Genomic DNA, 13,993 nt, shown 5'->3' with positions numbered 1-13,993 from the left:
CCGCGAGTCCTACCAGGCAGCCGTCACCATCGCGTCCCTATTCCTCTGGCTCAAGCCCCTTTGAAGACACTGCCTAGATCTGATTCCAGGATGGACCCATCTCACGTCCGGGGCTGACGCTCATCGAAGGGTCGCGCGCCCGGGGCTGCTGTAGCGGGTACGTGCCCTTCGGGAGGACGTCACGCTGGCTCGTGGCCGAACTTGGATACCGCCGGGGGTTGGCCTGCATGAATCCCAGCCGAGTACTGGCCTTCCACCCCGGGGGCGGAACGTGACAACAACCGACTTTGGACGGTTTCTTAAGTGCGGTCAGAGCGGCAGCGTTATGCCGAGTTCCTGCATCGCGGTTGACGGGGGGCCGCCTTCGGAGCGTTCGGTCTTGTAGCCCTTGACCCGTGGCTGAAGGGTGCGCGGGTCGACGGCTTCGGCAGGCGCGCTCCTCGCGTAGAGGCCTTCGGGCTGGCTGTCGCGGTCGTGGGGCAGGAGCCAGAAGACGCGGCGGCGGAAAGTGCCGGAGGCGCGGGAGGGTTTGGCTGCGGGGCCTAGGAGGGCGTAGCCGACCATGCGGCCGTCGCGGTGGTAGGCGGGCTTGCCCTTGCGGGTAGGCAGCCTGTCCAGGCTTTGGCGAACGTAGTCGAGGTCGTCGACGGGCTCCAGCCACACGATGTCGGCTTCGTAGCTGATCTCGTCCTCGGTGATCAGGGAGCTCATGTGCGTTCCCTCTCCTGGTCGGTGAGCAGTCCGATGCCGGGGTAGTGCTTGCGCTGGTTGGACAGGATCATCTGCTTAGGTGAGGCCAGTCCGACGAGTTCCCGGGTGCGGGCGGCGAACGCCCGTGAGGACATGGCCGGTGCGCCTTCATTCTGGCACCAAGTGCGGTAGACGGCGTAGAGGGCCGTCTGCTCGGCGCGCAGGTCGGTGCCGAGGGTGCAGCACTCCTCATAGAAGCGGCCGGTGTGGTCCTCAGTTTCCGCATAGGCGCTGGTGGCGATACGGACGCGTTCAGGGCCGGTGAGGTCACGGTCGCCGGCGAGGTAGCGGCGGGCGCCGTCGACGAGCCAGGCGAGGATGCCGGGGCCTTCCTCGGTGACGAGGATGTCGGCCAAGTTGTCGATCTTGCGGTGGTCGGGGACGACGCGTTCGAAGGGGATCAGGCGCATGCGGCGCCAGAACGCGAAGCCGCCGGTGCCGACTTCTGGACGGTGGTTGCCCAGCAGCCAGAGCTTGTGGGTGGGATTGAAGCCGAAGAAGTCCTGCCTCATGCGGCGGGCTTTGATGCGGTCACCGCCGGTGAGGAGCTTGACGCGGCCTTCGTCGAACTTGTCGCCGGGCTTGACCTCGGAGCAGACGATGACGCGCCGGCCGTGGAGTTCGGCGAGGTCGGTGGGATGGCCTTCGTAGGGGCGGGCCATGAGAAAGCCGGGCGGGGCGGCGTCCGCGTAGTCGCCGAGGAGCTTCATCAGCACGTCGAGAAGGACGGACTTGCCGTTCTTGCCGGAGCCGAAGAGGAAGGGCAGGACCTGACCGCCGACGTCGCCGGTGACGGAGTAGCCCAGCAGCAGCTGCAGGTAGGTGATCATCTGCTGGTCTTCGGGGTCGCGCCGAAGGTGTCGGTCAGGAAGCGCTGCCAGCGCGGGGTGGGCAGTGGCTGTGGTCCGACGGTGGTGGAGCGGGAGTGGAAGTCCTTGTTCGGGTCGGGGGTTTTGATCAGTCCGGTGCGCAGGTCGACGATGCCGTCCGGGGTGCACAGGGCGTAGGGGTCGGCGTCCAGGAGGGCAGCGTTGAGGACCATGCCGGGGGCTGACTTGGCCTGGGTGAGCATGGCGTTGATGCCGGAGGTGGACAGGGCTCGGCGGCGGTGGGACTGCAGGGCCTGGGTGGTGAGCAATCCGCGGGGGTCGTGGGCGGCGATGGATTCGGCGAGGTCGCCGGCTGCCCACAGGACGGTGTCGTCCTCATCGATCTGCCAGCGGGTGGTGTCCCACCGGTACCAGCCGATGCCCGGCACGTGCCGGTAGTCGTTGGCATACAGCTTGACGAACAGTTTGGCGTTGCCGCGGTCGGTAAGGGTGTCCGGCAGCAGTCCGGCGGAAGTTGCCTCGCCGCCGGCCGCGCGGGAAGCGTCCGCCTGCGCGGGCAGAGCGACGGTGGGGGCCGGGGTGGTGCCTGCCTGGGCGCGGATCTGGGCAGCGACGGCTTCGGGGTCGAACTCGAAGAGGGTCTCAGCCTCGTTGCCGGATGAGGTCATCGCGGGCCCCTTCTCAGGTGGAGGGGGTGTCGGCGGCCGGCGGTCAGGCCACTGCTGATGATCTGCGCGGCACGGCGCTCCTGCCCTGGGCGGGCCGAGGCTGCAGCCTCGGTGAGGGCGTGCTCGGCTTCTTCCTCGGTGAGGCGCCCGGCGGCGACGAGTCCGCCGAGGGTGTAGGCGGCGCGGTTGAGGACGTCGGAGAAGCCGGCGCCTTCACTGACCTGACCGCAGGCTTCCACGGGTGCCAGGACGGACGCCAGCATGCGCTCAGTGCCGTGCTGGCCTCCGCCAGCGGCAAGAACGGCCTGCAGGGCACGGGGCGGTACCGGCCGGGGGGCGGGGATGCTGGGAGCGGGAAGGTGGCCGGTGCGCTCGAGCTCCTGGGCCAGCCAGACGGGGAGGGCGGTCGGCTCGCGAATACTGCCGAGCGGGGTGTAGGTGCCGTCGCGGGTGGTGGTGCCCGGGGCGATGATGTAGCCGCCGTGTGCACGGACATCGACCTGCCAGGCAAGCGCGGCCCCTTGGCTGGAGCCTGCCGAGCAGCGCCAGCGACGGTTGTCTTCGGCCCGGTACCAGACGTGCAAGCCGCCCGAAGGCGTACGAACCCGCAGCGTGGTGTCGTCTTCCGCAGGGCTGCGCTGGCCACGCAGAGCGGCAAGGACAGCAAGGGTGTGAAAACCGTTGGCCAGGCCGGTCAGATCGACGTGGTCACCAATTGGGATGCCAGGCAGGATCCGGTCCCGGGTGGGCGGTTGTGTGGAGTGGGCGTCGATGTCGATGACGACCAAGCCTGCCGGGCCGCAGGCGATACCAACACCGAACTCCGGGTGGGCACCCCACCATGCCGAGATGCGGCGCTGGTCGAGAGTGGCAGCATGGAAGCCATGGCACCACCGCCCTGCCCTCAGACACGGGCACTCGGCGGGCCGGTGGGGCGTCGTACGGCACTGGGAGCAGTTGGCCGCCGGAGTCTTGCGGCCTGCGGCAAGGGGATGTACGGGCCAGCCGCGGCGCGCGCACCAGCTGGCGGTGGCCAGGGAAGCAGCGACTGAAGACTCAGGGGCGCTCTGCCATGAGTCGCTGTCAGAAAAACGCAGTTCAGCAGGCATTCGCACCCCCTATCAGCGACCGAAGCGACTCAACGACGGACACAGCCTAGCGAACGTGGCCCGCGACGTCGTGCAGCACAGGCAAACGAACACGGATGCCGTGTCGATGACGCGATCGGCTGGGGTGAGCAGCGACTCAACGCAACGGCCAGCGACTGGAACGTGGCCAGTCGCTGCTTGAGCGTCTCGAAAAAACCGCAGGTGAAAGGCCATCATGAACCCGAAACAGCGACTGTAGCGACTGTAGCTTCCTATATATGACACACACGCACACACAAGAACGGACTCATATACTCCATCTCTGAGTAGCTTCAGTCGCTACGAATCCCCTACCACTGGCCTGACCTGCACTTTCATGCAGACCAAGAGCAGCGACCAGAGAGTCGCTGGGTAGCTGCGCTTTAGTCGCTGCTTCGGCCAGTCCGACAGCGACCCAAGCGACCGAAGCGACTCAACGACCGACATCAAGCGCGCAACCACGGCCGGCACCTCGTCCAGACGATCAGCCGCTCCCAGGCGGCCCCCTGCAGACCGCCTGTCCAGAGCAGTGCAGGGCCACGGACCCCGGCAGCCTCCTCGCCGCGGGCCAAGGCTCTTTGAACAGGGCAGATCTTCTCCTGGCGACCGCTCCGCGTTGCTGATGCCGCTGAGCAGTCGCACGGCGGTGATCGTGACAGGAATACCGTCGATGGAAGAAGCTGTCGGCACGGGAGGCTTCAGATGGCCATCGCTCACAGCACTGTTTGCAGGCGGGTGAAAGCCTTGCAACCTGCGCCTCGTTCCCACTCCCCCGTTCCGCGGCTGGGCGGCAGGTCAGGCTCCGTCTCGCGGTGCGAACTGGAGGGCCAGGGCCCGCAGGACATCAGCGGTTGAGGTGTCGGTGCGGCCCTCGTCGTGTACCTCTGCCAGGTGGACGAAGGCGTAGGAGAAGCAGTTGGAGAGGGTCACGATGGCCGGCGCCAGGGCATCCGTGATGATGTCGGTGGTTTCCTGGGCGCTTGCATCTGAGGGCAGGTTGATCTTGGGCAGAGTTTCCACGAGCAGCGCGGAAATGGATCCGGTCAGTGCCATCTTGGCGTCGGGGTTCTCGCGGAGCTGTCGCCTCATCTCGACCGCTTCGGTAAGAATGCCGACGACTCGCTGCATGATCTCGGCTTGCTGCATGGGCGAAGCCTAAGAGCGGGGCGCCGGTTGACAAGAGTGGATCACCACATGCCCTGAGGAGCCGCCGCCTGAGCTGGCCCACCTGGAGGTTGAGCAGAATGGGGCCGCCCGGAGCCGCCCGGCCGCTACCCTGGCTGCAGGGTGCGGCGCACCCCCCGTGGCGCCGCACCCGACAGCTACGCCGCCTCCCGATGCCTCGCCGGTGTCCGACCGAGGCCGGCCGTCCATCGGGGGTCCCTCCCCGTAGCGCATCGCTCCCAAGTAGCGTCGTACGCAGCGACCATGAGGAGGCCACCCGTGACTGCACAGCCCGAAGAGCCCGGCGCCCACCAGTTCGCCCCGCCCATGCGGACTCTCGCCGAACTGCGCGAGGCCCTGTCCACGTGGGGCTTCCCCGGCGACCGGCAGGAGTTCGAGGCAGAACTGGACGCGATCGAGCTGGACGACCTGACCAGGGTCCGCGAGATCACCCAGGCATACCGCCACCGCGTCCTGCTGCGCTACAGCCCCGGCGCCATGGCCGCACTCGCCCGCTCCACCGAGGATGTTGAGGCTGAGCTGCGCCGCAAGCTGGCCGAGGCCACTGGGTGACCCGCGCCTTCTTCAGCGACCCTGCCGAAAAGATCCTCACCGAATTCAGCCGGCCCGAGCGGGCGGCCGTCGAGAGCATCCGCCGCGCGCTGGAGGAAGACCCTCTGCAGGGCCGCGGCCTGCCGGACGCTGACCCGCGCAGCCAATCAGCTGCTGCCCGAGCAGACCGGCGGACGCGGCATCAGGATCGTCTACCGCCACAGCGAGGACCTGGACGCCGTCCTGAGCCTCTGGCTGATCGCGGGCCCCTAGGCGTACCGCCGACTGCCCACCTGCCCACGCGAGAGTGGTCCAGCAGGGCAGTGTCTGCCGTATCAACCAGACACCGGACCGCCCAGGACGCATCCATAGGTCTCCAACCAGCCACGGGTAAGCCAGCCCTGAAGCTCTAATCATCACCAAGGGGGCGGCATGAGGTTGTCGATCGACACCGAGACGGACACCTACGAGCAGGCGATTGCCGCCGTTCAGGCCGCCTACGGGCTACGGCCGGACGTTCCTGATGACTGGCCGATGGCGTCAGCTGCGGAACCTCGCCTCGGCCCGGAGGCTCTGGGCAGCGACGACATCGGGGACGGCTGGACAGAACAAGGGCTGTTCCGCATGGTCGCCTCGCTGATGCCCAGGGCCCGCGCAGGTTGCGCCGCATCGTGGACCTGGGCGGTACTGCCTCGTACGACGACGTGCAGCAGCACTTCGCCGACCATCCCACAGCCCCCATCCCGCCTGTGAAGATCGGCGGCACTCTCACCAGCGTCCAGGCGGTGCAGCGCCGCATCGGCCCGGCCGCTGCACGCAAGCTGCTCCAGAGGGACGAGCGAGCCCGTCTGTACGGCATTGACCCATCTTTGGTGGAAGGGCTCACGCGGGCATTCGCCCTCGCCGATGCCCGCCCCGACCTTCTGCGCCGCTGAGAAGGGCGTCACCAGACAAAGCGCCGCTCTCCGTAGAGGAACCACTAGGGCGCAGAGCTGGCTGGCGTCGGCGAGGGCGTCGAGCAGTCCCCTTCCGCGCTGCCCATAGCCGAGCGCTTGAAGGTGCCCGGCCTGCAGACCGTCGCGGCAGTCTTCCATGACGCGACTCTCCGAGCCCGGGCGCCAAGCCGCCGGCATCTTCTCCCGAAACGCCCGGTCAAGGTCAAGCCCCCACCCTCCCAATAACGCATACCACCGGAACAGCGCAGGGATCATGAACCGTCACAACCCGACGACGACCCGAAACCTCAGCAGCTGCCGTCGATGCTGGCTGTAGTGCCGTCAGAGGCGAAGTCCCCGTCACAGGAAGAGGTGCTTGGCTGGCGGGTACCCTGCTGCTACTCACTTGCCTCACCTGCAGCCCAACGCCACAAGGCTGGACGATGCGTCGGCTGCTGATGGGAAGGCCCGTCCAGCTCCGAGTCCAGACTGACTTGTCCTGGGCTGAGTTCTCGTGAGCTAGGGGTCTCCCCAGCTCTATGTAGTAGCTGAAGCTGGACCATGGCAGAGAAGGGCAGTCTCGGAGGTGACTGCTTCCACGTTGGAAGGAGACTCTGATTTTCGATTCCCTTGGTCCAGGTAGGTTTCTGTCATGGGATCCTGGTGCCGGCCCCACCGTCACGCTCGTCCGGATTCCCGCGGACTCCTTCGTGATGGGATCGGACACGTTCCACTACAGCGAGCAACCGGAACACATACATCGCCTGCAGCGGTCTTTCTATATCGCCCGTGACCTGGTTACGTGGTCGCAGTATCTTGCCTTCTGCGCTGTGACTGATCACCCCCAGCCCGAAGCCCCACCGTGGGGGATGCTGTCAGATCACCCGGTAGTCGGGATTCGGTTCAGGGATGCACTGGCGTACTGCGAATGGGCAGGTCTGCGTCTTCCCGGCGAGGCGGAGTGGGAGTTGGCGGCACGGGGAACGGATGGCCGGCGGTATCCGTGGGGAGACGCGGAGCCAGCGCACGAGGGAAGGTTCAACGATCTTTCCGTAGCCATGGAGCACCCGATCTGGGGATCGAGGGCGCTATGCACTACGGCCGAGGTAAATTCAGTGACCCTCGACGTGTCACCATTCGGGATCCGGCATATGAGCGGTAATGTCCAGGAATGGGTCGCGGACGTCTACAGTGAAACGGCCTGTCGGCCGCACTCGAGGGATGGGGTTTCGGAAGAAGCGGACGCCTGGCGCGTGATCCGAGGAGGCGGGTCTGCGACCCGGGCACGTTCGCTCGCGCGTCGCTCCGCTCAAGCAGGGCTCCGCACGAAGCCCAGAGGTGGGTTGGCTTCCGGGTTGCTGCCGATGACACGGCGAACGGCGACAAGCGCGGCCGTGCAGTTGCCCTTCCGGTCATCTCCGGACAGAGGCTGCCAATGAGCGATCTCCTTGCTGCCGAGAACGCCTTACTGACACGCAGGTTCGATGATGCGTTGGAAGCAGCACGCCGGTCTCTGGCTTTTGCCCCTGAGCTTCTGGGGGCGCACTGGATCGTCGCCGAGGCGTTATCAGGGCTGCGTTGCCATGCCGAAGCTGCCCAGGCCTACCAGGCGCTCCTAGCAGTGTGCCCGCACAACCCGGGCGTGGTAGCTGAGGTGGCGAAGGCCCTGCACGCTGCAGGGCGCGCAAGCGAGGCAGTCGTTTTCCAGCGGCGGATCAGTAATCAGTCGTCAACTGTGACTGGCGCCGTCAGCGAGATGGTGATGCTGTGGTCAGCTGGGCTGTTCCGCGAGTCAGCCGTGATCGCTGACCGACTCGTAGACAAAGCGGTAGACAAGGGCAGGGTAGGGGCACAGGTACGTCTAGTGCGTGCGCTCTGCCGTTTCGAGCTGGGCGATCCGGTAGGCGCACTCGAAGATCTGGACGAGGATCGGCGTTTTCTGAGCAGCGTGACGTCGTCAGGCCTGCCCAGGATACTGCAGCGTAGAGGCCGATCGGCCGACGACACGGCTGCGCGCAACGTACGGGCCGACATCCTTGCTGCACTCGGCCGCGCAGAAGAAGCAGCCGCCGCATACGAAGAGGCTCTGCAGACGATCGACGCCTTGCTCTGTAAGGACCCCCGCAACGCGGAGCTACGGGGCCGACGAGCATACACACTTCTCGGACTGGGTCGGCCGGACCGGGCACTCACTGAGGCGAACCGGGCGGTAAAGCGTAACCCAACCGACGCGCTCGCCTGGCGCTCGATCGGTCAAGCGCACCTTGCCCTTGGAAATCCCGCAACGGCAGTGGAGGCACTGGAGATCGCCCGAGGGTACCTACCGGAGCGAGTAGAGATCCGATTTGACCTCGCCCGCGCTCTTGTAGCCGCCGGGCACACCACCGAAGCGGGTCCTCACCTTGCCTGGGCCGTCGAGCGCTCCCCCCGCCTCGCGCTAATGCCGTCAATTACAGCTAGGCGCTGTTTCTCGGATCATGTTCTGAGCCAGATGACGAGGGCTGCGAGCGTGACGGTACCGAGGTAGATGTAAGCGCGTTTCTCGTAGCGGGTGGCGACGGCCCGGAAGCCTTTGAGGCGGTTGACGGTGCGTTCGACGGTGTTGCGTTTCTTGTAGCGCTCGCTGTCGAAGCCGGTGGGTCGACCGCCTCGGGAACCTCGGTTCTTGCGGTGTCTTTGCTGGTCGAGGCGTTCGGGGATCGTGTGCGGGATGCCGCGTCGTCGCAGGTAGCGGCGGTTTCTGCGAGACGTGTAGGCCTTGTCCGCCAGGACACGGTCGGGCCGGGTGCGAGGCCGGCCGACTCCAGTTCGGGGCACCGATACCTGCTCCATAATCCGCTCGAGCTGGGGTCCGTCACCGTAGTGTCCGGGTGTCAGGACGAGGCCGAGGGGTCGGCATCGCCCGTCGGCGACGAGGTGGATCTTGGTGGTGAATCCGCCGCGGGAACGTCCCAGGCATTCGCCGATCTGACCACCTCCTCCAGACGGGCGGCCAGTTTCCGCAGTACCGGATCGACCTGGTTCGTCCCCTGCCCGGCCCCCTTTTGAGGAACGGCGGCCGGGGACACCTTCCTCGCGCCGGCGGCGTGCTGGTGGGCTCGAACCGCTGTCGAGTCCACCGACACCTCCCAGTCGATCCCGCCCGCCGCGTCCTCGGCTGCCTGGATGCGAGACAGCAGCATCTGCCAGGTCCCATCAGCTGACCAGCGACGATGTCGTTTATAGACCGTCTCCCACGGCCCGAACCGCTCCGGCAGATCCCGCCACTGCACACCGGTCCGCACCCGGTACAGGACCCCGTTGATCACCCGACGGTGGTCGCTCCACCGACCACCACGCGCACCACCAGGAGGTAAGAACGACTTCAGCCGATCCCACTCCGCATTCGTCAGATCCCCACGGCCCATACAGCCAGCCTGACCCCAACACCCCACCCGCGTCGGGAGATCCGAGAAACAGTGCCTAGTCCCTGACCTGTTCTGATGGACTTCACAGGCTTCGCTGCAAGCATCTTCGGTCGCCTTGTGGGCGACCAGACGCTGTATGAAGCCACCACCACAGGCGTGGGCACGAGCGCGGGCGGCTTCCTCCTCGGGGCCTCGCGATCGCCTCGTTCATCCGGAAGGGAAGCGAGAGGTAGGACAACTACTGGCGCGCCCCCATTCTCCACTGCCGAAGGACAGGGCGCCGTCGCCTTCAGTGCTCCCAGACGTCCGGCCGGCCGCCTCGACACTCGTTCAGCCGGGACGCCACATCCTCCTCGTCGACGCCTTCGATCCCCGCCCGGCGAAGAAACACTCTGAGCATGAAAACGGACTGCATCGCAGCCACCGCCCCGCTCATGACGCGAAAGCGGGCGATCCGCGCAGCAGCCCAGGCACCGATCGACGCCGTCACTGAAAGGGCGTCTCCGGACACCGCCTGAGGCAGCTGAGGGGCACCCGCACGACAAACACGTCCTGCTCACCTGGGCGCTCCGGGCGTTCATCGGCGTCGCAACCATCCACGTCCTGTTCCTCGACCCACTTAAGAAGCCAGCCAAGTAGGAGCCAGCTGCCCGGCTCTCCATCGGAGACTGGCTGCCTTCGTGTGGCCGGCGTCAGCGGAGTGCTTTGATGGCCCTCAAGATCAGGGCCCGCGCGTCCGCGCCGTACACGGCCATCTCCGTGAGCCGGGCAAACGCACGCAGGTAGATGTCGAGTTCGCCGGGGGCCGTGACCGTCACCTTCGCGGCGAGCAGCTCCACATGGATGCGTACGTCGTCGAAGACCGTGAACTGCTCCAGCGGCCACATGATCTGTTCTCGGGGCGCCGCTGCAGGGACGATCCCGATCGACATCGAGGGCAGAGCCATTGCGGCGAGGAGGTTACCCAACTGGCCGGCCATCACTTCCGTGTCGCCGATCCGGTGGTGCAGGACGTTCTCCTCGATGAGCGTCGCGAACCGGTGATCGCCTGCGTGGACCACGTGAGAGCGGTTCATGCGGGCCTCGACGGCCTCGCTCACATCGTCGGGCGTGCCGCGGAATCCGGCGATGGTGCCCATGAGGGCGGTGGCGTAGCCGGGCGTCTGTAGATAGCCGGGAATGACGTGGGAGGCATACACGCGGAACAGGCGGGTTTGCTCGTACCGCGGCGTAGAAGCGTCCTGGAGCCGCTTCATGCCCGTGCGCTGGAGTCGCTTCCACTGGACATACATGGAGTCGGCCTGACGGAGGGCGGCGACCAGGTCCGCCGCCTGGTGCTCAGCAGTGCAGGCCTTGCACCAGGCGCGGATGTCCGCGTCCGAGGGAGTGGTGACGGCGTTCTCGATGCGGGACGACTTGGCGACGGACCAGCCGCAGCGTCGTGCGAGTTCCTTGCCGGTGATGCCCGCATCCAGGCGCAGCTCTCGCAGACGTGCGGCGAGAGCTGCGCGTGCTTCCTGCACGCTGGACGTCGGGAAGGGAGGCATATCGGGCTACTTGATCTCATACTCGTCGTGCGGGATGGCCCGCTCCCAGACCTGCTGGAAGGCGGCGGCGTGCTGCGTGATGACGGCCGGATCGTCACACAGTTCTTTGCCGATCCACTCGCCGTCGCCGGAGAAGTGATGGACGCGCATCAGCTGGTCGTCGAACATCCATAGATCGCTGCCCGGCAGCAGGAGATCCCACGCCTGGCGCCGTGGCAGCCACCGCACCTGTTCGCCCGCCTCGACGTTGGCGCGGGTCTGGTAGTGCTCCCAGGCGATGTAGTCGGTGACCGGCTCCGAGACCACACGGGCTCTGCGGACCTGGACGCCGCGGGCCACGGCGTTTGCGATGTCCTGGTGGTAGGGACGCCACCACGCCGACCGGTCGTCCCAGTCGATGCGATCACCGTTCTGCCAGGCCTCGAAGCGGGGGTTGCTGAAGTATTCGTCCCGCATCTCCAGGTGGACTGCCCTCTTCGCAGTGCAGGCGAGGAGTTCAGCGAACTCCGGGATCGAGTTCATCGAGTGCCTTCCTGATGATCGGGGCCATACGGGCCGGAATCCTGATGACCGTCTCGCCGGGCGGGATCGGGGCCCTGGCGGGTGACAGTCCGTCGCACGTCGCGGTCGTCGCCTCGTCTGCCTGGTAGCTCTGGATCAGCAGGTCGGCTGTGTCCGTGTCCACCCAGACTGTGGGACATCCGTCCTCATCCGTCTCGGGATCGATCCCAACGAAGTGAATGCTCATGGGTGCTGGCCTTCCGCACTAGTCGGTTGCAGCGATTTACACCACCTTCATACCCACTGGTCACACGGTCAAGAGCGCTTGCCAGCACACCTTGAACGGGTAACTGCCCTGTAATTCGGTGCAACTTCGTAGGCTCCGGGAGCCACGCCTTTCTAGCGTCGGGGAGGCACGACAAACCCGGCGACCGCGTGAACGGCCCCGGGGATGGCCGACTGGTTGGAGTCGACGCGGTGAAGCCTACGCAGACTGAGCAGCCCTCCACTACCCCTCCTGCGGGGATCGCCTGGTGCGCCTGGCATGAGGCGTACAGCAACACCGCGCGTCCCGTACGGGACAGCAGCGGCGCCTGCCTGTTCGCCTGCTCCTCGTGCCGCGAGGCGTACGACCTCCCCCTGATCGCGGACGAGTCATGCACCCCGGCTTCGTAAGGGCGCCGGAGCTGCTGCCCACGCCGAGGGCAGCTGACCTCCCGGCCGGGCGCCTCACTGGCGAGTGCTGCGTGTGGTGCGGCAAGACCGCCACCGATGCCTTGAGCGCACGGGTCAGCGTGGTCAAGGGCGAGCTGGTGCGGTGGGAGCCACGCAGCTGCCAGGTCTGCCTCCGCCGTGAGGCCAAGCGCGTCTACAACATCCACATCACGGTGTGCGCCCGCTGCACCCACCGGGACTGCTGCCTCGACGGCAAGGCCCTGTACGAGCTGGGCTTTCCGCAGTAGCCACCGGAACTCCGTCCACCCGTGCTGACGCTGAGGGCAGACGGTCCGCGGCCGTCCTGCCCCTCGTCCGGGACGGCCGCCCGACGCCCGCCCGTCCTCGCACCCCCGGCGTCAGGAGAGCAGGCGGGTGCCACATGGCCCTTCCCGGCCGCCGGCCGGAAGCACACGCTGACGTGTACTCCAAGCGGCCTGCTCGGCCGATGTCGGGCAGACCACTCGTCGGGTCGCAGGAACGGACACCCGGAACACGGAGCGGCGCTGCCCCGGCCATGCTCGTCCCGGGCAACTCTCAGACGTAGTAAGGGTCGATGGTCCGCGCCAGCCCTACCGGCAAGGAAGCGGTAGCGGGTCCCGAGGGGGCATTCCGTCCGCATAGGCCCGCCAATAACATCTCACCCTGCTCAGGCACCACAGCCAGCCGTCCCAGAGTGCATGGAGGCCAACGTGTGCCGGTGACGTGCAGCCGCTGCAGATGCGGTTCCGTGGGCTGCCCTCCAGGCCTGCGTCACCTGCCAGTCGCCCCCGGCCAAGAGGGGATGGGTTCCCGCCTTTCAACAGGTGCCCGTTTCAGCATCAGTCCGGCGTGGGGACGCCGGCACTGAGTAGGAAGCCAGGGGGAACCATGGGGTACACAGCCATACAGGACGGCTGGACGCGTCGCTGGACGACCTCGGCTGCAGCCCTTTCTGGTCAGACGTGCACCGTGTCAAGGCGTCGAGCTGGCGTGTCCCGAGTGCCGGGGCCGGGTTTTAGCCCGCACGTCCCAGCACAATGTTCGCCACTTCTACCACCAGGTGCGGACCGCACGGCTGCGAGCTCGCGCATGAATCGGCTGCGCGTCATCTGCTGGCGATGGCGGCTCATGCGGCCGGGTGGCGTGCGGAGTCGGGGGTGAGCAGTCAGTCCCGGGACTGGCGTGCCGACGTGATGGTCTACGACGAGCGAAGACGGCCGTACATGGCGCTGGAAGCTCAGCTCTCCCCCATGACTGCCGATGACGCGCGAATGCGGACCATCCGATATAGGCGCGACGGTGTCGGGTGTGCTGGGTCGCGCCAGACAGCCGGTCCCTGGCAGCGCTCGGTGCCCAACCTCCTGGTGCGTCCCCCGAAGCAGCTGCGAGGCCTGGAGGTGTGGCGTGGCGTGCCGCGCTATGAGTGGACCCACGCACTTTGAGGGCGAAGGCGAAGTGGGTGCATCTCGACTGCTCGCTCAGCGATGCGGTCGGCTGGATCCTCGACGGGCACGCGCAGCGTCACACCGGTGCGAACGGGAACGTCTGGCGGACAGCTCCCGCGTACCTGCAACTGGCGGTCGAACACGCTCGGATGGAGGCTCAGGGGGAAGCCAACGAGCGGGCGGCAACCGCAGGTCGCCGCCCGCAGCAGGCCGAGGAACGAGCCCTGAGGGCTGAACAGCGGGGAAGAGCGTCCCTTGAGCAGGCCGCCGCCGAGGAGGAACGGTAAGAGCGTCCGCCGGTAGGGCCTATTTGGCGCAACTGGCAGGTTGAGGCAGCGAAGATTCGTTACGCAGGGTAGTGGCTGGAGGTT

Annotated in this window: 12 protein-coding genes and 2 pseudogenes; 5 read left to right on the top strand and 9 right to left on the bottom strand. The window is 66.8% G+C overall.

All coding sequences use genetic code 11. The features are described from left to right. Positions 1–309 precede the first annotated feature (309 nt). The 4 genes and pseudogenes from BM536_RS11175 to BM536_RS11160 all read right to left on the bottom strand — a co-directional run bounded on the left by BM536_RS11175 (position 310) and on the right by BM536_RS11160 (position 4,521). Positions 310–711: a DUF6009 family protein gene (locus BM536_RS11175; RefSeq protein ID WP_073498176.1), complete on the bottom strand. Its 402-nt coding sequence runs from the start codon at positions 709–711 to the stop codon at positions 310–312. Further along, positions 708–2,248, bottom strand: a pseudogene (locus tag BM536_RS11170) (DNA primase family protein). Before BM536_RS11170 ends, BM536_RS11175 begins: the two are co-directional and overlap by 4 nt. Next, entirely contained in the window at positions 2,245–3,357 is a 1,113-nt protein-coding gene (locus BM536_RS11165; RefSeq protein ID WP_079275212.1) for a bifunctional DNA primase/polymerase, read from the bottom strand. The pseudogene BM536_RS11170 and the gene BM536_RS11165 overlap by 4 nt, the downstream one beginning before the upstream one ends. An 813-nt stretch (positions 3,358–4,170) precedes the next feature. After that, the gene (locus BM536_RS11160; RefSeq protein ID WP_073498178.1) at positions 4,171–4,521 is read right to left on the bottom strand and encodes a hypothetical protein; all 351 of its coding nucleotides are present in this window, start codon (positions 4,519–4,521) and stop codon (positions 4,171–4,173) included. 297 nt (positions 4,522–4,818) lie between these two features. On the opposite strand from BM536_RS11160, the gene BM536_RS11155 reads away from it, so the two are divergent. The 4 genes from BM536_RS11155 to BM536_RS11135 all read left to right on the top strand — a co-directional run bounded on the left by BM536_RS11155 (position 4,819) and on the right by BM536_RS11135 (position 8,553). Beyond that, on the top strand, positions 4,819–5,112 hold the full coding sequence (locus tag BM536_RS11155; RefSeq protein WP_073498180.1) for a hypothetical protein: 294 nt from the start codon (positions 4,819–4,821) through the stop codon (positions 5,110–5,112). 650 nt (positions 5,113–5,762) lie between these two features. Further along, the gene (locus BM536_RS42715; protein ID WP_245873434.1) at positions 5,763–6,026 is read left to right on the top strand and encodes a hypothetical protein; all 264 of its coding nucleotides are present in this window, start codon (positions 5,763–5,765) and stop codon (positions 6,024–6,026) included. Positions 6,027–6,616: 590 nt separating this feature from the next. Beyond that, positions 6,617–7,465, top strand: coding sequence for a formylglycine-generating enzyme family protein (locus BM536_RS44790; RefSeq protein ID WP_425444619.1), 849 nt, complete (start codon positions 6,617–6,619; stop codon positions 7,463–7,465). Then, positions 7,462–8,553 carry a tetratricopeptide repeat protein gene (locus BM536_RS11135; protein WP_094102875.1) on the top strand — a complete coding sequence of 364 codons (1,092 nt, stop codon included), beginning with the start codon at positions 7,462–7,464 and terminating at the stop codon, positions 8,551–8,553. The genes BM536_RS44790 and BM536_RS11135 overlap by 4 nt, the downstream gene beginning before the upstream one ends. Here BM536_RS11135 and BM536_RS11130 read toward each other — a convergent pair. From BM536_RS11130 to BM536_RS11110, 5 genes and pseudogenes are all read right to left on the bottom strand, one after another. Beyond that, a pseudogene (locus BM536_RS11130) lies at positions 8,502–9,433 on the bottom strand (IS5 family transposase). The gene BM536_RS11135 and the pseudogene BM536_RS11130 sit on opposite strands and share 52 nt — an antisense overlap. Positions 9,434–9,722: 289 nt before the next feature. Beyond that, positions 9,723–9,944 (bottom strand): hypothetical protein, encoded by a 222-nt coding sequence (locus BM536_RS11125; RefSeq protein ID WP_143650890.1) that lies wholly within the window; start codon positions 9,942–9,944, stop codon positions 9,723–9,725. Positions 9,945–10,125: 181 nt separating this feature from the next. Next, a complete protein-coding gene (locus tag BM536_RS11120; RefSeq protein WP_073498190.1) occupies positions 10,126–10,980 on the bottom strand; it encodes a helix-turn-helix domain-containing protein in 855 nt (284 codons plus the stop codon). Positions 10,981–10,986: 6 nt separating this feature from the next. Next, positions 10,987–11,502, bottom strand: a complete 516-nt coding sequence (locus tag BM536_RS11115) for a DUF6879 family protein (RefSeq protein WP_073498192.1) — start codon at positions 11,500–11,502, stop codon at positions 10,987–10,989. Beyond that, positions 11,477–11,665, bottom strand: a complete 189-nt coding sequence (locus BM536_RS11110) for a hypothetical protein (protein ID WP_425444618.1) — start codon at positions 11,663–11,665, stop codon at positions 11,477–11,479. Before BM536_RS11110 ends, BM536_RS11115 begins: the two co-directional genes overlap by 26 nt. 592 nt (positions 11,666–12,257) lie before the next feature. Between BM536_RS11110 and BM536_RS11100 the strand changes: the two genes are divergently transcribed. Continuing rightward, entirely contained in the window at positions 12,258–12,443 is a 186-nt protein-coding gene (locus BM536_RS11100) for a hypothetical protein (protein ID WP_143650888.1), read from the top strand. The last annotated feature ends 1,550 nt before the right edge of the window (positions 12,444–13,993 follow it).

It is taken from the genome of Streptomyces phaeoluteigriseus (assembly GCF_001896135.2).
Taxonomy (GTDB): Bacteria; Actinomycetota; Actinomycetes; order Streptomycetales; family Streptomycetaceae; genus Streptomyces; species Streptomyces phaeoluteigriseus.
Note: the sequence above shows the minus strand (reverse complement) of the source record. Positions and strands in the feature narration are given on the sequence as shown.

Coding starts and splice junctions, on each gene's coding strand:
- BM536_RS11160 (WP_073498178.1), bottom strand. CDS start 4,521: ATGCAGCAAGCCGAGATCATGCAGCGAGTCGTCGGCATTCTTACCGAA.
- BM536_RS11120 (WP_073498190.1), bottom strand. CDS start 10,980: ATGCCTCCCTTCCCGACGTCCAGCGTGCAGGAAGCACGCGCAGCTCTC.
- BM536_RS11165 (WP_079275212.1), bottom strand. CDS start 3,357: ATGCCTGCTGAACTGCGTTTTTCTGACAGCGACTCATGGCAGAGCGCC.
- BM536_RS11175 (WP_073498176.1), bottom strand. CDS start 711: ATGAGCTCCCTGATCACCGAGGACGAGATCAGCTACGAAGCCGACATC.
- BM536_RS11135 (WP_094102875.1), top strand. CDS start 7,462: ATGAGCGATCTCCTTGCTGCCGAGAACGCCTTACTGACACGCAGGTTC.
- BM536_RS11115 (WP_073498192.1), bottom strand. CDS start 11,502: ATGAACTCGATCCCGGAGTTCGCTGAACTCCTCGCCTGCACTGCGAAG.